This is a genomic window from Cytobacillus horneckiae (assembly GCF_002835735.1).
GTDB classification, from domain to species: domain Bacteria; phylum Bacillota; class Bacilli; order Bacillales; family Cytobacillaceae; genus Cytobacillus; species Cytobacillus horneckiae.
In genome coordinates, this window is sequence record NZ_PISD01000051.1 from 1 (window position 1) to 20,496 (window position 20,496).

Here is a 20,496-nt window from a genome sequence, read left to right on the forward strand (position 1 = left end):
ACTTTTAGGGGTCACTTCATTTGCGGGGATCGGCTTTTATTTTCCCTGAAAAGGCTTAAGTCACATTCTGCACCTAATCTACCAATTCGTTCGCATTCCTCATGCAATGAGGAATAATGATAACGACTTCGGAATAGATGATTATGATTTATTCGTTGTATTGTCTGATTGTTTCTAATAATATACTAATAAAGATATATTCTATTAATGCAAGTAATAAGGAGTTGGCTAAAATGAATGGGATTAAAGACAGTCATATATTAGTTACAGGCTTTGCACAGCTACCTAAGGGTACACCCGTATTTGAAGTGCAAAAGACCATCGGATGTATACTTATGATTGATGTAGAGACCGATATCATCGAAAAGGCTACTTTTACATTTATAAAAGAATTAACGAATGATTTTGTCAGTGCATTATTGGTGGGGAAGTCGATAGAACTAATTGATGTGATTATTGATGATATAGAAAAAAGGTTTGTTGTCCCACCAAAGAAAGCCGTTATACAAGCACTTTTAGCAGCGAGAAAAAGCTATCAAGAGCAAAAGATTTATCTCATGAAGGAAAACGCTTGCAATTAACAGAAAATTAGTAATATAATCATCTTAACAACATAAAGCTAGTGTGTAACTGGGATATCTACCTAGGCAAGGGCATGGACCGAACCTCACAAAGTGGATAATTAGCCAGTGGCAATAAGGAAGTAATTAAGAAGGTATTTTTACCTTGTTTTATTTCCTATTGCTGCTGGCTTTTTGCTTGTAAAAAATAAACTATTGGAGGTTTTGCAAGATGGAATTTGGTCTATTTACTGTTTTCGACAATTATCAAAATCACGATTCATCCTTTGAAAGGACACCAGCGCAATTAATAAACGAGGTGCTGGATCAAACGGTGGTTGCTGATCAACTAGGTTTTCATGCTGCTTGGTTTGCGGAGCATCATTTCAGCGAGTATGGCATTCTAACATCGCCGCAAACATTCCTAGCCATTGCAGCAGAACGCACGAAAGACATTCGCTTAGGCACAGCTATTGTGACTTTGCCGTTTAAGAATCCTATTCAAGTTGCAGAGGACTATGCATTAGTAGATGTATTGAGCAATGGACGGCTAAATTTAGGCTTGGGAAGCGGCTATCTTCCTCATGAATTTATTGGCTTTAACGTACAGGGAAAAGACAAAGCATTAAGATTTAACGATTCACTTGCTGTGATTGAAAAAGCTTGGAAAGGTGAAAAGTTCTCACATAAGGGGGACTATTACCAATTTAATGATGTAAAGCTTGAGATTCTTCCAAAACAGAAGAAGGTTCCGCTTTGGATCGGCACTTTAACTCATAATGGCGCGAAGCATGTAGGGCAAATGGGCTATAACATTAGCGGTGTCCCATATGTAGCATGTAATTCAATTTCTGAACTTAAGGACATAATTGACAGCTATAAAGAAACCTATCGAAATGCAGGACATGACGAAGCAAAAGTAAAAATTCCTCTCGCACTTCATACGTATGTGGCGGAAACGACAGAAGAAGCTGTGGCGATAGCGAAACCGCATCTTGATTTGTATTTGGATACGCGCATGTACGGAAAGAGTGCGAAATATGAAGATTTAAGAGACAGGGAGCAGGTGTTGATTGGCTCGCCGACAGATGTTATTGACATGCTGAGGAAATACCAGGAAGCCGGCTGTGATCATATTATGATGCTGATGAATTTTGGAGGCTTGCCTCATGAAAGAGTGCTGAAATCACTAGAGTTAATCGCAAAAGAAGTGATGCCGGCATTTCAACAAGAAATATTGAAAACTCCTCAAAAGGCATGATAGTCGAATGACCATCCTATCTAAAATAACTTGGAAAGTGAGGAGTTGCTCATGAAGTTACTAGGGATATCAGGCACAATACTAGGTGCTAAAACGTCAGTGCTTGTTAAAGCTATATTGGAAGAAGTAAAGCAAAGGCATCCTGATGTTGAAATAGACATGTTGGATTTAAGAGATTATCAAATTGAATTTTGTGATGGCAGAAGAATGGATGATTATAACGAAGATACAAGGAGCGCGATAGCAAAAGTAACTCAGGCAGATTTTTATGTAATCGGCTCGCCTATTTTTAATAGTTCCATTCCAGCTCCATTAAAAAATTTAATCGATTTAATTCCACCAGATGTATTCCGTCATAAAGTCATGGGGTTTACAGCCAACGGAGGGACTTATCAGCATTATTTAATGATTGAAAATCAGTTAAAACCAATAGCTGGGTACTTGCGTGCTTTTGTCGCACCAAGCTATGTGTATGCTCATACAACTCATTTCAGTCCTGAAAATGAAATACAAAACGAAGAAATCATTCTGCGGATTCGAGAATTAGCAGATGAGCTTGTTCACATGCAGTACGGTCTTGGGAGAAAACTCGTAAAAGTATAAAAAATAAACGAAGTCTGCCCAGATATGACACTATCCATATTATCTTCGTGGCCGGTCTCTTTTTGGACCGCTTCACGTAGATTTATGCGTTTTATCTCCGAGACCGAGATGTTTTCGGGCCCGTTCACAGAGATAAATGCATGTTATCTTCGTGACCGGTCTCATTTACGACCTCTTCACAGAGGAAAAGTGTAGCCATTTATATAAACGATTAAACAACAGAGGAAGTGAGAGAATGAAAGAAAACCCTAATCTCTACGCTTTAATGGAAGGTTTAATTGATTATGCAGGTTTGTTTCCACCTGCAAATCTTGCATTAAAAGACGCAATAGCAATCTATGCAAAAGATATTCAAAGTGATGACGCATGGATACTTAAAACGTTTATTCTACCTATAGCTAAATTATGCGAACTTCAAGCTCACTCAAATTTATTTATGAATCAAAAAAAGTTAACCTTGTCTCTTACCGGAAAAAAGTCAGCGACAGAAGAGGAATGTGTTTCCCAACTAGATGAAGAATTAAAGCAAATTTTCTTTTACCAAAATAAATATCGTGACTGGGCGCGAGTAGCTGCGATTGAAATCCCCTTTCCTTCAGCTATACCTACAAAGAGCTTATTACAGCAAATTGCTAATGGAGCAAAGAGAATAAATGCAAAAGCATACTGTGAGTTGACGTTATTAAACAATGAGGATTGGCGAAAGCAAGTAGATGCGATATCAGAATTTAATCAGCAGGGTCGGAACAAATTAGGAGTAAAGCTTCGTACTGGTGGCATTGAAGCGAAAATGTTTCCGAGTACGGAAAAAGTAGCTTCTGTTGTATCCGTATGTGTGAAAAGAAAAATACCTTTGAAATTTACTGCTGGTTTGCATCATCCTATTCGAATGTATCGAGAGGAAGTAAACACGAAAATGCATGGTTTTTTAAACATATTTATGGCTGGAATGATTGCTTATAAAAAAGGATTGGGGGTTAATGGTATCGAGGAAGTGATTGTTGACGAGAACAGCGCAAATTTTATCCTTGCGAATCACGGCATAGGATGGAAAGACATCGTTCTACAACATACAGAAATAAAATGGATGAGGGAAAATTTGTTATGTTCATTTGGCAGCTGCAGCTTTGATGAACCAAGAATGGAATTATTAGAATTAAGCAACCGACAGGAGGTCATCAAATGAAGTCTTTTATTGAAGTACATGAAACTTCCCATTTTCCAATACAAAACTTACCTTATGGCATTTTTAGCACAGAGGAAAATCAAAATTTACGAGTGGGTACGGCGATTGGCGAGTATGTTCTGGATTTATCGATATTAGAAAACAAAGGGTTTTTTAAGGGTGTAATAGCGACAGAAACAACCGTTTTCAATAAGACATCTCTTAATGATTTGATGAAATTAGGCGATAAAGCTTGGAGTGGCATTCGAAAAAAGCTCCAATCGCTGTTGTCAGAGAGTGAGCCTGAGCTGAGAGATGATGAACAATTACGCAAGCTTGTGTTCATTCCTTCCAGCAAAGTACAGCTACATTTGCCAGTTGAAATTGGAGATTACACAGATTTCTATGCTTCCAAAGAACATGCAACAAATGTTGGGGTCATGTTTCGCGGCAAGGAGAATGCTTTAATGCCCAATTGGACGCATTTACCAGTAGGATATCACGGCAGGGCAAGCTCAGTGGTATTATCTGGCGAAGCGGTTAGACGCCCGCTTGGCCAAATTAAACCGCCTGATAGTGCGCCGATTTTTGAGCAGTGTAGACAACTGGACTTTGAGCTGGAAATGGGCTGCTTTATCGGAACAGGAAATGATCGTGGCAATCCGATTTCAGTAGATGAAGCAGAACAACATGTGTTTGGAATGGTATTGGTAAATGATTGGAGTGCGCGCGATATTCAAGCATGGGAATATCAGCCGCTAGGGCCTTTTTTAGCGAAAAGCTTTGCAACATCCATATCACCATGGGTGGTAACAATGGAAGCTTTGGAGCCGTTTCGGACTAAAGGACCTGACCAAAAGCCCAAGCCTCTGCAATACTTAGAACAGAATGGAAAGGGATCGTTTGATATTAATCTCGAGGTGTATTTGCGCAGCAATAAAATGAGTGAAGCCAAAAAAATCTGCTCGAGCAATTATCGACATTTATATTGGAGCATTGCTCAGCAGGTTGCCCATCACACAATTGCTGGTTGCAATTTAAACAGCGGCGATTTATTAGCTTCGGGTACAATCAGCGGTGCTGATAAACAATCAAGAGGAAGCTTACTGGAGTTAGCTTGGAGAGGCACAGACCCGATTCAATTAAATGAAGAAGAGAGCAGAGAATGGCTGCAGGATGGCGATGAGCTTACAATGATCGGATGGTGTCAGGGAGAAAATTACAGAGTCGGATTTGGAGAAGTGAAGGCGGTTATAGAACCGGCATTGGATAAAGATAAAGTCTTAAAGAAAAATCATTTATCTTATTTTTAAAAAAGGAGGAGGTTATCCGGTATGGCACGGTATATGCATTTAGGAGAGATTCCAAGAAAAAGGCATACAATCTTCAGAAAAGAGGATGGATCTTTATTTAGAGAACAAGTGATGGGAACAAAAGGATTTTCAGGTATTCAATCTATTCTCTACCACCATAACCCACCCACTCAATTTTATAAAACCGAGTTGCATAGTAATAGTCAAATTCACTATGAAAATCAAGGAGCTTTGCGCCCGCGTCACTTTTATACAGACAATGCAGCCAATACAGCGAGTGATGCGGTATTGGGAAGAGAATACATTCTCGGCAATGATGATTTGTTAATTGGTATTGCTAATCCTTCAGTAAATATGGATTATTTTTATCGCAATAGTGATGGTGATGAATTGCTCTTTGTCCATCATGGAACAGGGAAAATAGAAACAACTTTTGGTGTACTTGAGTATAAGCAAGGTGATTATATTATCATTCCGGTCGGCACCATCTATCGGATTGAACCTCATGCAGGGCCTTCAAAATTATTGGTCATAGAAACGAACAGTTGGATTACTACTCCAAAACGATATCGGAATGAATTTGGCCAACTGCTGGAACACAGTCCTTTTTGTGAACGGGATATGAAAGGACCGGAGAAGTTAGCTACCAACGTTGAAGAAGGTGAATACGAAGTTCGGACAAAATCGAGAGGCTTTCTTCATTCCCATTATTTCGCGCACCATCCTCTTGATGTAGTTGGATGGGACGGCTTTTTATATCCATGGATCATCAATATTGACGACTTTGAGCCGATTACAGGTAGAATACATCAGCCGCCTCCGGTTCATCAGATGTTTGAAGGCCACAATTTTGTCGTTTGCTCATTTGTACCAAGGCTTTATGATTACCATCCAGAGGCCATTCCTGCTCCTTACTACCATAGTAACGTTGATAGTGATGAAGTATTGTATTATGTGGAAGGGAATTTTATGAGTCGTAAAGGAGTAAAGGAAGAATCGATTACTTTGCATCCATCAGGCATTCCACATGGACCTCATCCAGGAAAAGTAGAAGCAAGCATCGGAAAAAAAGAAACATTGGAACTTGCGGTAATGATAGACACCTTCAGGCCTTTAAAAGTAGTGGAGAAAGCACAAAAGCTCGAGGACGAAAATTATAAATATAGCTGGGTAGAGAATAAATAGCTTCATAAATATAGTGATTTTTTCTAGGCTGTTACTATCTGGTTAAGTAGGTAACAGCCTAAATTACAATTCAAGGGAGTGAAGTGGAATGAGTCAGGCAATCAAAAGCATATCTAAAAATGGACAAGCAGATGTCGCGCATCACGGGAAAAACGGAGTTCCTAGCAAGTTAATGTATTTTATTTTAGGTATATGTTTTTTTAGCATTCTGGCAGATGGTTATGACTTAGGGATTTATGGTGCTGTACTGCCAAGTTTATTAGAATATCAGCCATGGAATCTTACACCTGCTCAAGCAGGTACGATTGGAAGCTATGCCCTTTTTGGCATGCTGTTTGGAGCCATCCTTGTAGGCACGGTCACAGATTTATTAGGTAGAAAGTGGACATTAATATTTTGTATCATATTATTCTCTCTTACAATGGTAGCTTGTGCGATGGCTACATCACCGGCAATGTTCGGGTTTTTTCGTTTCATTGGTGGCATTGGATTAGGCGGGGTCATTCCCACTGCATCTGCTCTTGCCATCGAATACTCTCCTCCACATCGACGGACACTTAATTATTCTCTCATGTTCTCTGGCTATTCGTTTGGAACAGTATTAGGAGCAATATTAGCCATTCTTCTTCTTGATTCATTAGGGTGGAGATTTATGTTTTGGATTGGAGCTCTGCCACTATTAATTGTCCCGATAATGATTAAATATCTGCCAGAATCAGTAAGCTTCCTCTTATCAAAAAATCGTCATAAAGAGGCAGAAGTAATTTGTAAGCGTTATCAAATGAATATTTCATTTTTTGAAGAACAACTGCAAAATGGAAAAAAAGACACAGTATCAGAAAAGAAGTCTATAAAAGGTCTTTTTTCGAAGGAATATATTAGACCAACAATCTTTATTTGGTTAACGTATATCATGGGGTTTTATTTAGTGTACGGATTAAACACTTGGCTCCCCCAAATCATGAAGGAATTAGGCTACTCATTGCATTCCAGCTTATCTTTCCTGCTTGTAATGAACTTAACTGCAGGAATTGGAGCATTGCTGGCAAGTGCGATAGCTGATCGCTGGGGTTCGAAAAGGGTCATTGGAGTTTCTTACTCTTTGGCAGCGGTTTGTGCATTCCTGTTAACATTAGGAGCGCCTCCAATTGGAGTAACATATTTATTAGTAGGGATTGCCGGCTTCGGTGCTGTTGGGAGCACACAAATCCTGAATGCTTTTGTGACGAAGTACTATCCCGCACAGTCAAGAGCGACTGCATTAGGCTGGGGACTTGGTATAGGAAGAATAGGAGCGATATCTGGACCAGTGCTAGTTGGCTTCTTATTAAGTATGAATGTTGATTTAATTTGGAGCTTCTACACATTTGTCATTGCTGGATTAGTGGCAACTTTAGGAATATTCTTAACACCAAGTAAAAAAGGCGAGATTGTTTAAGTTGGTAGAAAGCCCAATGCTAAATTTAATCAGGTGAGCTCAATCACTCACCTGATTTGCTTCCGAGCATTCTTCCTTGATTCATAAAATTCCAACGTTCCCATGATATCGTTCGCCAGCCATTCCATCTCCTCCAAATCCTCTCTTGTGACTATGGGATCATCCCGATTCCAGCGAACGCTTTTTACAAACAGGTAGCCCTTAATAGGAGAGAGCAGTACTTTCGATTGAGGGAACTTATCATAAAGGAATTCCATCCGGCCATTCTTTTTATAGCCATATTTTATTATTTGCAAGAGGGGACACCTCCGTTGAACCGCCTTTTTTTTTACTACCCCATTATGTAGGACGTCAACCATAGGGGGAGTAATTATATATTGTATTTTTAATGAAACTTGGCTTACATTGAAATTATTTTTAACATAAAATCAGCTATTATCTCGAAAGATTTTTAGTTCACCGAAGTGGTTTGAGCATATATTATATTTTTTTAAGAAAAAACTAGTAATTAACGCAATAGCGAAAGTACCATCAAAGATATATCATATAGATATAGGGAAAATATTTGGAAGGGGAAGATTAATATAGGTTTACTATCTAAAAATGATTGTCATATTTGGTGGGCTAAATTAGATACATATAAAAAGAATATCGATAACTTGAGTGAAGTGGAGCTACAAAGAATAGGTAGCCTTAGTTTTAAAAAAGATAAAGAAAACGCAGCAGTAACTTTTACTTTCTTGAGAGACGTACTAGCTCTATATACGGAAGACTCCCCAAAAAGTATAAAAATTAATAGGGATTGTAAGACGTGTGGTGAGCCTCATGGCAAACCCTATCTAACTGGGGAAAATCAAATGATAAAGTTCAATATATCACATACAAGCAAACACGTAGTCATTGGATTAAGTCTATATGAGATTGGAATTGATATAGAAAACTTAAATCAAAATAAAGACTTAGATTTCTTGTTTAGTACTTTGTCGGAAAATGAAAAGAAGACCATTAAAGAAGAAAATAAGACTTTGGCTCTTTTGAAGTATTGGACACGAAAAGAATCAATTGTTAAAGCATTGGGTATTGGATTGAATATTGACTTATCCCGATTAGAAGTTTCCGATTGGGCTAAAAGACCTTACATTATTAAATATCCGGATAAACCTCAAATTCGACATCAAATGTTAGATTTTCAAATTGAAGATATGATTGGCAGTATAACGCTTTTAAACTGTAACAAAGACTATAATAAATTATCTATTTATAATTCGGAATATTTATTAAAATCAGACGGTGTAACGGCATGAAGTATGAATCTTGTATCATAGGATTAAAAAATGTGACTAAGGATTTTTCAATTGCTAATAGAAAAAAAAATACAAACTTAAAGGAGAATCATGAGGATCTTGCAGTAAGTGATGTAAATTTGAATATATATAAGGGTGAAATTTTTGTATTAATTGGCTCTTCAGGAAGTGGAAAATCGACTTTACTACGTATGATAAACAATTTAGTTATACCAACAGAAGGAGAAGTATTGATTGAAGGTCGTAATACACAAAAGATGAGTCATAATGAAATGCTAACTATACGCCAAAAAAAGATTAGTATGGTTTTTCAAAGCATATCATTATTACCTCATAGAACTGTCATTAGTAATATTGAATTCGGTTTAGAAGTACAAGGTGTCAAAAAATCATTACGGATAAAAAAGGCAAAGGAAAGTCTGCGATTAGTAGGGTTAAATGGTTATGAATACCATTATCCTCACCAGCTTAGTGGTGGTATGCAACAAAGAGTAGGGCTAGCTAGAGCAATAGCAAATGACACTGACATCATTTTAATGGACGAAGCTTTCAGTGCATTAGATCCAATTATTAAAAGGGATCTTCAAAATCAATTGCTAGATTTACAATCTAAATTATCAAAAACAATAGTTTTTATTACGCACGATATTGATGAAGCATTAAAAATTGGGGATAGAATTGGAGTAATGTCGCAAGGAAAGGTGATTCAAGTAGGTAAGCCTGAAGAAATATTGTTAGAACCAATTAATGAATATGTTAAAAAATTAACTAATGATATAAACCTTCAGAAATTAATAAGCGCTAGTTTTTTTCATTCATTAACTTCTGAAGCTAAAGAAAAGTTAATAAAAAAATATAATACGCAAATAGAAAAATTATTAGAGACGGTAAAGTAATGGAAAAAGGACATTTTAAAATATCTATTGCAGACACAATCGATCAAACAGTAGAATGGATTACAATAAATTTCTCAAGTATATTTGATAGATTCTCTTTACTTATTGATAATTGTATTAATTTAATTATTTATGTTCTAACACTGATTAATCCTATAGTCCTAATAATAATATTATCAATAATTGCTTATATTTTAGTAAGTGTATACATGAGCATATTCACATTGATAGGTTTCTCTATAATATTGAATTTAGGGTATTGGCTTCCCATGATAGAAACATTTAGCTTGGTTTTTGTATCAGTAATAATATCAATTTTACTCGGAATACCGATTGGTATTATATCATCTCAACATAAACAATTATCTAAATTTACATTACCGATCCTTGATTTTATGCAAACTATGCCAGCCTTTGTTTATTTAATTCCTGCTATTTTTTTCTTTAGTATTGGAGTTGTACCTGGCATAGTTGCCTCAATAATTTTCTCCTTACCCTCCGTTATTAAATTAACTATTTTAGGTATAAAACAAGTACCTAAAGAAATTATTGAAGTAGGACATTCTTTCGGTACAAAAACACATCAGTTGCTGTTTAAAATACAAATTCCTTTAGCAATGCCTACAATAATGGCTGGTATTAACCAATGTATAATGCTGTCCTTATCTATGGTTGTAATAGCTTCCATGGTAGGAGCACCGGGTCTAGGGGCTGAGGTATATCGTGCGGTGACTCAAATTGAAATAGGCAAGGGATTTGAAGCTGGAATAGTAATAGTTATTCTTGCAATCTTTTTGGATAGGATAACCCAAAAGTTATCTATAATAAAATGGAAAGATGGAGGAAGGTTATGAAAAGAAAAATAGTTGCTTTTATATTAATGCTTACATTAGTAGGATTATCTGCTTGTGGTTCATCAGAAGAAGTATCCAATAACGATAAATCTCTTGGAGAGAATATGGATTATAAAATAATTGGAATTGACCCTGGGGCCGGTATCATGAAAGCTACTGAGAAAGCTATTGCTGATTATGAGTTATCTGAATGGAAATTAATAGAAGGATCCAGTGCTGCAATGACGGCAGAATTAAAAAGAGCATATGATAAGAAAGAACCTATTATTGTAACTGGGTGGAGCCCACATTGGAAGTTCTCTAAATATGACCTAAAATATTTAGAAGATCCTAAAGGCTCTTTTGGAGAAAAGGAAAACATACATACAATAACAAAAGTCAATCTAGAGGCTGAACACCCGTCAGCATTTAAATTATTGGAACAATTTAGTTGGACCGAAGATTCCATGAATGAAGTAATGATGGAGATCATTAACGGTGGGGAACCAGAAAAAGTTGCTACTGAATGGATTAATCAAAATGGAGAATTGGTATCAAGATGGAAGGAAGGCATTAGGAAAGTTGACAATGATAAATTAATTTTAGGATATGTTGCCTGGGATACTGAGATAGCTAGTACGAATGTAATAGCAGCGGTGCTTTCTGACATTGGTTATGATGTTACGTTAAAACAAGTTGAAGCCGGTCCTATGTGGGCAGGGATCGCAGATGGTAGTCTAGATGCCCATGTAGCTGGTTGGCTGCCACTGACTCATGCTGATTACTATGAAAAATTTGAGGGTGAATTTATTGATTTAGGTGCAAACCTTGAAGGGACAAAAATAGGTTTAGTTGTACCAGAATATGTTGAGATAGATAGTATTGATGATCTAAAATAAAAAACTACAATTAATCTGTTAAAGAGCCCCCCATTAAATTGAGAGGGCTTTATTAGATTATAGATAATCTATGGTGTTAAAAATTAATATTAATCCAACTATGCACATTATCCAAGATAGGGCTGAATTTGAACTATTTGATATTTTATTACGAAGGTTAACTAAGGTTGAATTTATCCACTTTCCAAATAACTTATAACCTAAAAAGATTAATATAGCTGGTAGAATCATAATAATATTATATATGGCTATAATTGGTAACCATTGATAAAAAGGTATATCATTTGTTGTTAATAAACCAATAGCAGCAAAGTACGGTAAAGCTGTGCCTGCCTCAATTAAAAAAGTTGTAATACCAATGAATACAATTGAAAATATACTGTGAGTTTTAGGCTTTGGAATATTACTTTTTTTATTTGTAGGGATAAAAAAGCTAGCCACAAATAAAAACATCCCTATAATAAAAATAATCCAACTGAATATTTTGTTTTGAAATATATTTGAGAATGTTTCAATAATATAATTTAATCCTAACATCATTACTATACCTAATGAGAAATACAAAATCACAACCGTAAACAAATATGAAAATAATCTTGAAGTTAAATTTTTATTATCTGTTAAAATTAGAAATAGCGTAACACCAATTATTGTAGGGCTTAATGTATCTAAAAGCGCAAGGCCACCCAAATAAACCAAAAGATCTGTTCCCATTTATTCCTCCACCTTGATAGATTGTGTTAAAAAGACTATCCCTTTTTAGCGATGTAATGTATATAAGCTTTCTCCATAAAATTGAGGACCTCTTGATCAATAGGATAAAGGTTATGTTTTTTTGACTCCTCAGGTGACATTCTAATATCCCAAAGCTTATCTAAAAATGCATCTTCATCATTAAAATCTTCCCCCTTTTTTTCATCCATTCTCTTAATAATATTTTGTATACGTGTATCATTATAACCAAGGTGCATATGTTTTTTTAATTGACCTAGTAGAGCAATCCACTCTAAAGAATCTGGATCACTACTAGTCATATTTGGAAGTTTTTCTAGTACTTCCGAGTTTTTAATATTTAATTCCTCTCTATCATAAGTTAGAACATCTTTTGAATCCCTAGTATATAAACTCATAATTTTTTTAATCCTAAATTCTTCTCCCTCAATGGCTATCCCATTTATTAGTTCCCTTAAATTAAATTCTATCTTTGAGAGCCGGTCCTTTTCACTCATTACATAAGATAGCTGCTTCATTAGACTAATGGACCAATCCCATTCCTCAGACTCTAACATAATTTTGATCTCACTTAATTGAAATCCTATTGTTTTTAAAAATTGTATTTGCTGTAATTTTTTTAACTCAGTATTTGAATATAATCTATGGCCTCCTTGTGTTTTTGATGCAGGCTTTAGTAGCTCTATTTTGTCATAATATCTTAAGGTTCTAACTGATACACCACTCATCTTTTTCACTTCGTTAATATGTAGCAATTTAATTCCTACTTCCTTATTCTTTATTAGTATTATTAAAAAATAGAGTCTTAAATAAGTAGCCTACTCCTAAACCAACTAGTACCCCAGGAAGAGCATTATCAAAAAGTAAACCTATTCCTGCTCCGATAATCACGCACGCATAGATAATAATATCTTCTTTTTTCAAAAGAAATTTCCTCCTTCTAATTTGTAATAAAGCCAAAGATATAATAATAGTATAAAAGATGACGTAAGGTCACTTTCAACTAATTTAAACATTGTACTGCGTAAAGTTTGAAAGTGACCTTGCGTCACCTTATATAATGAATGTAAGGAGGTTAGTTTATGTTAAAACAATTTATTTTAAGTGTTTTTTTAGTATTAATTGTTCTTACTGGCTGTTCAGCAGGAGAGGAGGAGGTAGTCGTTAATAAAGAATCAATAGAAGATGTTGAGGAAATCGTGATAAATTATGCAAGTACCGATGTTGATTTCCTACCAAGCGAGACAAGTGAACTTGAAACCTATCTAACCGTTTATGATAATGGACCAGGTGTAATATTAGATAAGTCTTCAAACCGGTTATCAGTTGATTTAGGTAATGATATTACACGCTTATTTAACCTTAGAAAAAAACCAACTTTAGAGGTTAGAATACCTGACCAATTTAAAGGGAAAATAATTCTGGATGGATCTTCTGGCAATGTTTCTGGAAAGGATCTTGTTCAAAATGAACTTGAGGTACATTCAAGCAGTGGTAATGTTGAACTTCATTTTATAGAATTAAATAGTGATGTAGAATTAGTAACGACAAGCGGAAATGCATCAGTACTTTTTGATGAAGAACAACCAAATTTAGATTTAGATATCAGTACAAACAGTGGGAGACAATCAATCAACCTATCTCTAGACGAAAATTCACAAACAAAAAAAGGCTTGCGAGGTTCATCAGGTAATGGAGAGAATAAGTTGAAAATTGAAACTAAATCAGGAAATATAAATTTAAATTAATAAATCACTTTAAATGTATCATATATATTCCAATACTTTTTATTTTTAAAGTAACACTTGCTATATCCAACATTTTTAGCTAATAATATATTTACTCAGTATATAAAGAGTAAATAAAGGATAGAAAAGTAGGGAATTACATGACAGTTAAATTTACAATATTAGGTTTCTTATATTATAAAGATATGCATGGCTATGAGATTATTACTGAATTTAACAATCTTGTGCAAAATCAATGGCCGTTAAACCCTGGTCAAGTTTATTCAACCCTGGAGCGATTAGAAAGGGATGGGCTAGTAGAATCTTTGGGTGAAAACAATAAAGGAAGAATAGCTTACAGAATTACCGAAAAGGGTAAAGAAGCATTGTCAGACTGGATAACTACTCCTATTAAGAGGCCCCTTCTAAGGGAAGAACTATACATGAAGTTTTTATTGGCCGGAAATAAGCAGCTTACAGGCTTAGAAGAGTTGATTAATTCTCAGAAAGAGTTAATAATTAAACAAATTTTAATTCTTACTGACTTTAAGAAGAATATTGATAATAAAAACTTTAAAAAAATTATATATGGAGGCCTGCTCCACCTTGAAGCTGATTTGAAATGGCTGGAATATATAAAAGAAGAAATGTAAAAATGTAGTTAACATTTCTTTTTATTGACATATATATACTCAGTATATATACTGAGTATATATTTTTAGTAAAAATTTGAAAAAAATCCTTTTTTTATTATCTGAGTTTAGAGGAGCGATACATTTATGATTTCAGTTAATCAATTATTTAAACATTTTGAACAAGGTAATCAAAAGATAGAAGTACTCAAGGGAGTTGACCTTTCAATAAAGGAAGGTGAATTTATAGCAATAATGGGACCTAGTGGTTCGGGCAAAAGTACACTATTGCAACTGTTAGGTGGTTTAGATACACCATCATCTGGCCAAGTAAAAATACAAGGAAAAGATTTTTCCGGATTAACTGAAAAGCAAAGAACGATTGTACGAAGAAAAGATATCGGCTTCATTTTTCAAAATTATCAATTATTACCTACGTTAACTGTAGAAGAAAATATCGGTTTTCCACTTCATGCAGACGGGAGGAAAGACAAAAACAATAAAGAGAAAATAATCAACATTATAAAAGAAGTTGGTTTAGAAGGTCTTGAAAAGAAATCGCCCAACCTCTTAAGTGGAGGACAGCAGCAAAGGGTATCTATAGCAAGAGGATTGATCCACGAACCCAAAATATTATTAGCTGATGAGCCAACAGGAAACTTAGATAGGAAACGTGCTGAGGAAATACTGGATCTATTATCTAAATTCAATAAACAAAGAAAGCAGTCAATTATTATGGTCACTCATGATATCTTCGCAGCTGGTTATGCAGATAAAATTATCTTGTTCAAAGACGGATTAATTGAAAAGGAAGTAACTAGGGAGGATCATGGCTATGCTGAATATTTGGCTAGTTTCTTGGCGTAACTTAACAAAAAATAAAAGAAGGTTTTTCTTTACACTCATTGCAGTAATACTTGGCATCCTGTTAACAACTAGTATGTTAGTTGCTAATAATACTGTTAAAGATACATTTAGGTATTATGAAGAAATCTATGCAGGCGATGCTGACTATTGGATATTAAGCAAAAATTATTCTTTTTCAGAAGATGAGGTAGAAGAAATAAAGCAGCAATCTATCGTATCGGATAGCTTAAGTGTCCTTGATAAACAAACACTGGTGGAAATAGATCAACCTGAAGCTCCTGCTGAAACTTCAGTTAGGGTAACTGGTGTCAGTGATTTAGAAAGCAACCTTTTAAAACTCCCATTAACAAAAGGTAGTTTGAAAGGCAATGGGTTAATTATACCTGAGAATGCAGCTAAACTATGGGATAAAGATATAGGAGATACTGTTACATTTAAAGGGTTAGGTGAAATAGAAGTAACAGGGATTGTTGGCTTTACATCTTGGCTTGCTAGTCCTAATAATTGGGAGGATGCAGAAGGCAGATCCTTTAGAGTGATGATGGACTTAGCTACTCTTCAAGATTGGACTAACCGAGATAACCAAATAAGTTATATACGATTGCAGCATAAAGATCGTGATAATGAAAATTGGTTATCAAATTATCAAGAATTATTACAAGGGACACCACTATATGTTCAACCTGTTGTTATTGATGATTTAAGAAATAATGACGTAGAAGGTTTATATTCTGTTTTTTATCTAGTATCCATTCTATCTCTCTTTATAAGTGGTTTTATCATATTTAATATGATCTATTCTAGTGTTATTGAGCGAAAAAAAGAATTTTCTATTATGAAGAGCCTTGGATATACAAATTTTAATGTATTTAAACTGGTCTTTATTGAAGTCTTTTTACTCTCCCTTTTAGGTACTGCCATTGCATTACCAATTGGTGTCTTATTTGCAGATTTGTTTGTAGAGATGCTCTTAGGAATTTTTCAAGATACCATGGTTTACACACTAAACTGGAAAAGTGCAACAATTTTATCAGGGTTAATCGGTTTGTTATTCCCAATAATTATTTCTGGAATACCAATGTACATTGCTTTTAAAACGCCTATCATATACGCAATGCGGAATTCAAATAAAAATTCTAGGTTTAGAGTAAGGATTCTCAGATATTTATTGGGAATTACATTCATTTTATTAAGTTTTGTTGATAATTATTTAGGATATATATTCTTATTATTTGGAGTTGTATTAATATATCCAGCCGTAATAAAGGCACTTGCAAAAGTGCTTGCTGCATTAATAGAAAAAATACTTGGTTACCCAGGAAGGTTATCTGTTAGTAACATAAAAGTTAATACGAATCGCAATGCTAATACATCAGCGATGTTAGCAATAAGCATTGCTGTAGTAATTTTCCTCGGATCAGCTCTAGAATCAATTCCTTCCGGATTCGAAAAGGAGATTCGACAGACTTTTGGAGGGGACATTCAAGTACAGTTTGAAGAACCTGTAAATGAAGAAACGATTAATAAAATAAATAGTTACACTGAAGTAGAAAGTGTTGAGTGGTTCAGAGAAACAATGGTGACCTGGAAAACAATTGAAAATGAATTTAAAGAATTCTACCTTATGAGCACACCATCTAAAAATACTGAAGAATATCAACTTTTCGAAGGTCAAGACAATGTTACATCCAACTCCATACTATTAGGTGAAAGAGCGTTTGATGAATGGGGTGGGGAAGTTAATGATAGCATTACTATAAATACACCTTCTGGTACAAGAGAATATCAGGTATCGGGGAAAGTTAACACTTCCCAAGACGGAGGATATGTGGGTTTTATATCAGAAAATGAATTTAAAGAGAGTTTTAACTGGAACGATATTAATACAATTATGATAAGTGTAAGTGACTCAGGGAATCCTTATGAATTACGTGAGAAATTAAACTCTGATTTTGCAACATACATTTCTACGATTACATTAGTAGAAGACCAAATTGAATCTTCTCAAAGTTCCTTTGATGGAATGAATGAAGTTATGCAGTTTTTATTAATCATTGTAATTGCGCTTTCCAGTATAGGTATAAGTAATACATTATTGATGAATACAATGGAACGAATAGGAGAAATCGGTACCATTCGTGCAATTGGATTTACCACAAAACAAGTCAGAACTATGATAATAGGAGAAGGTTTAATTGTAGGTATTGCGGGTATAATTATGGGCGTTTTATTAGGCATATTTGTAATATATCTAAACTCTATATCTAATGCATCTGCAATGCATATGCCATTTATCATCCCTTGGAGTAACATAGTTTTAGCAATAACTGCAGGGATATTCCTATCATTAATTGCATCAATCATTCCATCTTATATTGCAGCAAAGATTAATCTTTTAAGTGCGTTGAAAGAAAACTAAATTATTTTGTAAAGCCCTCTTTAATAATAAGAGGGCTTTTTATTGATTTACATATAAATGGGTTACATTGCGTAATTTACAGATGTTTTATCCTTACTTACTTTATATGATTATTAATATAACTTCAAAGTAAGGAGATATTATGGAGATTATTTACGATATAAAAAATATAACGAAAAAATATCCTTCACGAAATATTATTGCTAATAAGGATATTAATCTAGAGATTTATAAGGGAGAGATCATTGCACTATTAGGACCAAATGGTGCAGGTAAGTCGACACTTATAAAACAGATGATGGGATTAATTAAACCTACTAGTGGGAATATACATTTATTTGGTGAAGACATTCAAGTTAACAGTAAGTTTATCACTGAAAATGTTTCATACTATGCTCAGGATCCACATGCAATAACTTCTTTGCGAGTATGGGAATCAGTTTATTTTTCTAGTAGATTAAAAGGATTAAATAAAACTTCTGCAATTTTAGAGGCAGATATGCTTATCAGACAAATTGGCTTAGAAAAATATAAAAATGACTATATTAAGAGTCTATCAGGAGGACAAAAGCGTTTAATAAGTGTTGCTCTAACGTTAACAGGTAATCCAAAAGTTCTTATTTTTGATGAACCAACAAATGAATTAGATCCAGTGAAAAGGAAAAAAGTATGGGAAATTATAACTAATAAAAATAAAGAAGGAGCTACTATCATTTTAGTTACACATAATGTTTTAGAAGCAGAACAGGTAGTAGATAGAGTAGCAATTATTAACGAAGGAAAAATTGTAGCTTTAGATGGGATAAAACAGCTCAAGCATAGGATAGATCAGCGAATGAGATTAGATTTATCAACTTCAGATAATTTAATTACTAACAAGTTATTTACTTCATTTAGCGAAAAGAGACCGCAGAGACTAACTGATCATAAATTGAGATTACTGATTCAAAAAGATGAAATAGTTAATGTTATTAATAAACTCACTAATTTAAACGAGAAATTTGATTTTGATTTTTCACTTGTTCCTCCAACTTTGGAAGATGTTTATCTTCGTTTGGAAGGAGGTGTACAAACTAGTGAATCAATTGGAATATAAACAAAAAAAAATGAGTGTAGGCCAATGGTTCATTGATTTATGGATTTTAGTTAGAATACAGTATGCAAATGTAAGAGAACAATGGATACTAATCATTGTGTTAGCATCTCTATTTCCATTAACAACCTTAATGTTACTTCATTTTTTTGTGGAGAATCCAACAAACGAAATGATACTCAGGATTGTAACTGGGAATATGGTTTTTGCCTTGATAATAACAGGTATTAATCTACTTGCACAAGATTTATCATGGCAAAAACACCGGGGGCATTTTGTTTTTTATGCTACTTTACCTATTAGTAAGGTTTCTTTTATTTATGCAAATCTGATCAAGGGTATAATCACAAGTTTCCCGTCATTCTTAATATTAGCGATCATAGGTGAAATCATTTATGACTTAAACTGGAGCTTTCATTGGTTTATAATTCCGCTGATTTTACTGAGTATTTTGAGTATAGTAGGATTTGGTGTTTTTATTGGATTTTGGTCACCAAGCCCACAAGTAACTAATATTGTATTACCTAGTTTAATGATGTTTTTAGGTTTTTTAACGCCTGTATTAATTGACAGTTCGCAATTACCTAAAATCTTATATTGGCTATCCTTAATTTTCCCTACAACTTACGTTGCTGAAGCATTGAGAGAGTTATTATCTAATGGGCTTACTAAGGGTGTCATAATTAACTCAGTAATATTAGTTGTTTTCACTATTGTTTCATACTTCTTAATATTAAAAAATATAAAATGGAGAATTGAATAGCATGAATAAAAATGAAAATAACATTGATAAAGTCGTTTTAATAATAGGCGGCAATTCAGGTATAGGAAAAGGCATTGCGAGGAAATTCCTTGAAAATAGTAATAATATAGTTATCATTACAGGTAGGAATGTTGAAAAAGGACTTAATGCACAAGAAGAGTTATCACAAATATCTAAGAAAATTGAATTCTATCATCTAGATATTAATCATGCCCAAGATATAAATAATATGATCAAAATGATAGTACAAAAATACGGTAGAATCGATATATCCTGTAATTGTGCGGGGATTGAACATCGCTTTGCTTCAATGATTGAATTGGAAGAAGATGAATTCGATAAAGTAATTAATGTGAATTTAAAGGGTACTTGGTTATGTATGAAATATCAAATAAAACAAATGATGCGTCAAAGAAGTGGTGGTTCAATCATTAATATATCCTCAGTTAGTGGATTAAAGACTACACCGAATGGAGCAATCTATTCAGCCAGTAAACACGCATTAGAGGGTTTAACTAAGACAGCTGCCCATGAATTTGCAAGATTTGGAATAAGAGTAAACAATGTTACTCCTGGTTTAGTGCAAACACCAATGGCAACTAGAGTTTTAGGAGTTAGTGAAGATAGTACTGATGAGTTATGCAATAAATATATTCCTGCGGGACGAATGGCTAGCACGAAAGAGATTGCTGAGGCAGTTTATTGGATAGCCTCAGATAGCGCAAGTTATATCATTGGCCATTCTTTAGTGGTAGATGGTGGTCTAGCACTTGGAAGATGAGAATGTTTCTTTTCTAACTGTACTT

At 34.5% G+C, this 20,496-nt stretch carries 22 protein-coding genes; 18 read left to right on the plus strand and 4 right to left on the minus strand.

The genetic code is table 11. The features are described from left to right. Positions 1 to 233 precede the first annotated feature (233 nt). From CWS20_RS20940 to CWS20_RS20970, 7 genes are all read left to right on the plus strand, one after another. Complete coding sequence (locus CWS20_RS20940) at positions 234 to 581, plus strand: DUF3870 domain-containing protein (protein WP_066193280.1); 348 nt, start codon at positions 234 to 236, stop codon at positions 579 to 581. A gap of 211 nt (positions 582 to 792) precedes the next feature. After that, complete coding sequence (locus CWS20_RS20945) at positions 793 to 1,821, plus strand: LLM class flavin-dependent oxidoreductase (RefSeq protein WP_066193283.1); 1,029 nt, start codon at positions 793 to 795, stop codon at positions 1,819 to 1,821. Positions 1,822 to 1,872: 51 nt separating this feature from the next. Continuing rightward, on the plus strand, positions 1,873 to 2,424 hold the full coding sequence (locus CWS20_RS20950; RefSeq protein WP_066193286.1) for an NADPH-dependent FMN reductase: 552 nt from the start codon (positions 1,873 to 1,875) through the stop codon (positions 2,422 to 2,424). Positions 2,425 to 2,659: 235 nt separating this feature from the next. Continuing rightward, positions 2,660 to 3,610 carry a hypothetical protein gene (locus CWS20_RS20955; RefSeq protein WP_066193290.1) on the plus strand — a complete coding sequence of 317 codons (951 nt, stop codon included), beginning with the start codon at positions 2,660 to 2,662 and terminating at the stop codon, positions 3,608 to 3,610. Then, complete coding sequence (gene fahA / locus CWS20_RS20960) at positions 3,607 to 4,902, plus strand: fumarylacetoacetase (protein ID WP_066193296.1); 1,296 nt, start codon at positions 3,607 to 3,609, stop codon at positions 4,900 to 4,902. The genes CWS20_RS20955 and fahA overlap by 4 nt, the downstream gene beginning before the upstream one ends. A 21-nt stretch (positions 4,903 to 4,923) precedes the next feature. Next, positions 4,924 to 6,087 (plus strand): homogentisate 1,2-dioxygenase, encoded by a 1,164-nt coding sequence (locus tag CWS20_RS20965; protein WP_066193298.1) that lies wholly within the window; start codon positions 4,924 to 4,926, stop codon positions 6,085 to 6,087. A gap of 172 nt (positions 6,088 to 6,259) precedes the next feature. Continuing rightward, entirely contained in the window at positions 6,260 to 7,525 is a 1,266-nt protein-coding gene (locus CWS20_RS20970) for an MFS transporter (protein ID WP_411814300.1), read from the plus strand. 47 nt (positions 7,526 to 7,572) lie between these two features. Here CWS20_RS20970 and CWS20_RS20975 read toward each other — a convergent pair whose 3' ends face one another. Continuing rightward, positions 7,573 to 7,821 carry a protein YuzH gene (locus CWS20_RS20975; protein ID WP_066193302.1) on the minus strand — a complete coding sequence of 83 codons (249 nt, stop codon included), beginning with the start codon at positions 7,819 to 7,821 and terminating at the stop codon, positions 7,573 to 7,575. A 318-nt stretch (positions 7,822 to 8,139) separates the two neighbouring features. Here CWS20_RS20975 and CWS20_RS20980 point away from each other — a divergent pair, with 318 nt between their 5' ends. The 4 genes from CWS20_RS20980 to CWS20_RS20995 are packed head-to-tail and all read left to right on the plus strand — an operon-like array spanning position 8,140 to position 11,457. Continuing rightward, positions 8,140 to 8,829, plus strand: a complete 690-nt coding sequence (locus tag CWS20_RS20980; protein WP_420868517.1) for a 4'-phosphopantetheinyl transferase family protein — start codon at positions 8,140 to 8,142, stop codon at positions 8,827 to 8,829. Beyond that, on the plus strand, positions 8,826 to 9,725 hold the full coding sequence (locus CWS20_RS20985; protein ID WP_066193305.1) for a betaine/proline/choline family ABC transporter ATP-binding protein: 900 nt from the start codon (positions 8,826 to 8,828) through the stop codon (positions 9,723 to 9,725). Before CWS20_RS20980 ends, CWS20_RS20985 begins: the two co-directional genes overlap by 4 nt. Beyond that, the gene (locus CWS20_RS20990; protein ID WP_066193307.1) at positions 9,725 to 10,579 is read left to right on the plus strand and encodes an ABC transporter permease; all 855 of its coding nucleotides are present in this window, start codon (positions 9,725 to 9,727) and stop codon (positions 10,577 to 10,579) included. Before CWS20_RS20985 ends, CWS20_RS20990 begins: the two co-directional genes overlap by 1 nt. Then, positions 10,576 to 11,457, plus strand: coding sequence for a glycine betaine ABC transporter substrate-binding protein (locus CWS20_RS20995; protein ID WP_066193308.1), 882 nt, complete (start codon positions 10,576 to 10,578; stop codon positions 11,455 to 11,457). Before CWS20_RS20990 ends, CWS20_RS20995 begins: the two co-directional genes overlap by 4 nt. A gap of 57 nt (positions 11,458 to 11,514) precedes the next feature. Here the strand turns inward: CWS20_RS20995 and CWS20_RS21000 are convergent, their stop codons facing one another. The 3 genes from CWS20_RS21000 to CWS20_RS28420 are packed head-to-tail and all read right to left on the minus strand — an operon-like array spanning position 11,515 to position 13,113. Next, positions 11,515 to 12,171 carry a GAP family protein gene (locus CWS20_RS21000; RefSeq protein ID WP_066193309.1) on the minus strand — a complete coding sequence of 219 codons (657 nt, stop codon included), beginning with the start codon at positions 12,169 to 12,171 and terminating at the stop codon, positions 11,515 to 11,517. A gap of 35 nt (positions 12,172 to 12,206) precedes the next feature. Then, the gene (locus CWS20_RS21005) at positions 12,207 to 12,944 is read right to left on the minus strand and encodes a MerR family transcriptional regulator (RefSeq protein ID WP_066193311.1); all 738 of its coding nucleotides are present in this window, start codon (positions 12,942 to 12,944) and stop codon (positions 12,207 to 12,209) included. A 16-nt stretch (positions 12,945 to 12,960) separates the two neighbouring features. Then, on the minus strand, positions 12,961 to 13,113 hold the full coding sequence (locus tag CWS20_RS28420; protein ID WP_162840966.1) for a hypothetical protein: 153 nt from the start codon (positions 13,111 to 13,113) through the stop codon (positions 12,961 to 12,963). Positions 13,114 to 13,271: 158 nt separating this feature from the next. Here CWS20_RS28420 and CWS20_RS21010 point away from each other — a divergent pair, with 158 nt between their 5' ends. The 7 genes from CWS20_RS21010 to CWS20_RS21040 all read left to right on the plus strand — a co-directional run bounded on the left by CWS20_RS21010 (position 13,272) and on the right by CWS20_RS21040 (position 20,471). Further along, positions 13,272 to 13,937, plus strand: a complete 666-nt coding sequence (locus CWS20_RS21010; RefSeq protein WP_066193313.1) for a DUF4097 family beta strand repeat-containing protein — start codon at positions 13,272 to 13,274, stop codon at positions 13,935 to 13,937. 140 nt (positions 13,938 to 14,077) lie between these two features. Continuing rightward, positions 14,078 to 14,569, plus strand: a complete 492-nt coding sequence (locus CWS20_RS21015; protein WP_066193315.1) for a PadR family transcriptional regulator — start codon at positions 14,078 to 14,080, stop codon at positions 14,567 to 14,569. A gap of 126 nt (positions 14,570 to 14,695) precedes the next feature. Beyond that, a complete protein-coding gene (locus tag CWS20_RS21020) occupies positions 14,696 to 15,415 on the plus strand; it encodes an ABC transporter ATP-binding protein (protein ID WP_066193317.1) in 720 nt (239 codons plus the stop codon). Continuing rightward, a complete protein-coding gene (locus CWS20_RS21025; RefSeq protein ID WP_066193319.1) occupies positions 15,384 to 17,834 on the plus strand; it encodes an ABC transporter permease in 2,451 nt (816 codons plus the stop codon). The genes CWS20_RS21020 and CWS20_RS21025 overlap by 32 nt, the downstream gene beginning before the upstream one ends. A gap of 142 nt (positions 17,835 to 17,976) precedes the next feature. Next, the gene (locus tag CWS20_RS21030) at positions 17,977 to 18,930 is read left to right on the plus strand and encodes an ABC transporter ATP-binding protein (protein WP_066193321.1); all 954 of its coding nucleotides are present in this window, start codon (positions 17,977 to 17,979) and stop codon (positions 18,928 to 18,930) included. After that, a complete protein-coding gene (locus CWS20_RS21035) occupies positions 18,911 to 19,690 on the plus strand; it encodes an ABC transporter permease (protein ID WP_241504234.1) in 780 nt (259 codons plus the stop codon). The genes CWS20_RS21030 and CWS20_RS21035 overlap by 20 nt, the downstream gene beginning before the upstream one ends. A gap of 1 nt (position 19,691) precedes the next feature. Continuing rightward, positions 19,692 to 20,471 (plus strand): SDR family NAD(P)-dependent oxidoreductase, encoded by a 780-nt coding sequence (locus tag CWS20_RS21040; protein ID WP_066193323.1) that lies wholly within the window; start codon positions 19,692 to 19,694, stop codon positions 20,469 to 20,471. The last annotated feature ends 25 nt before the right edge of the window (positions 20,472 to 20,496 follow it).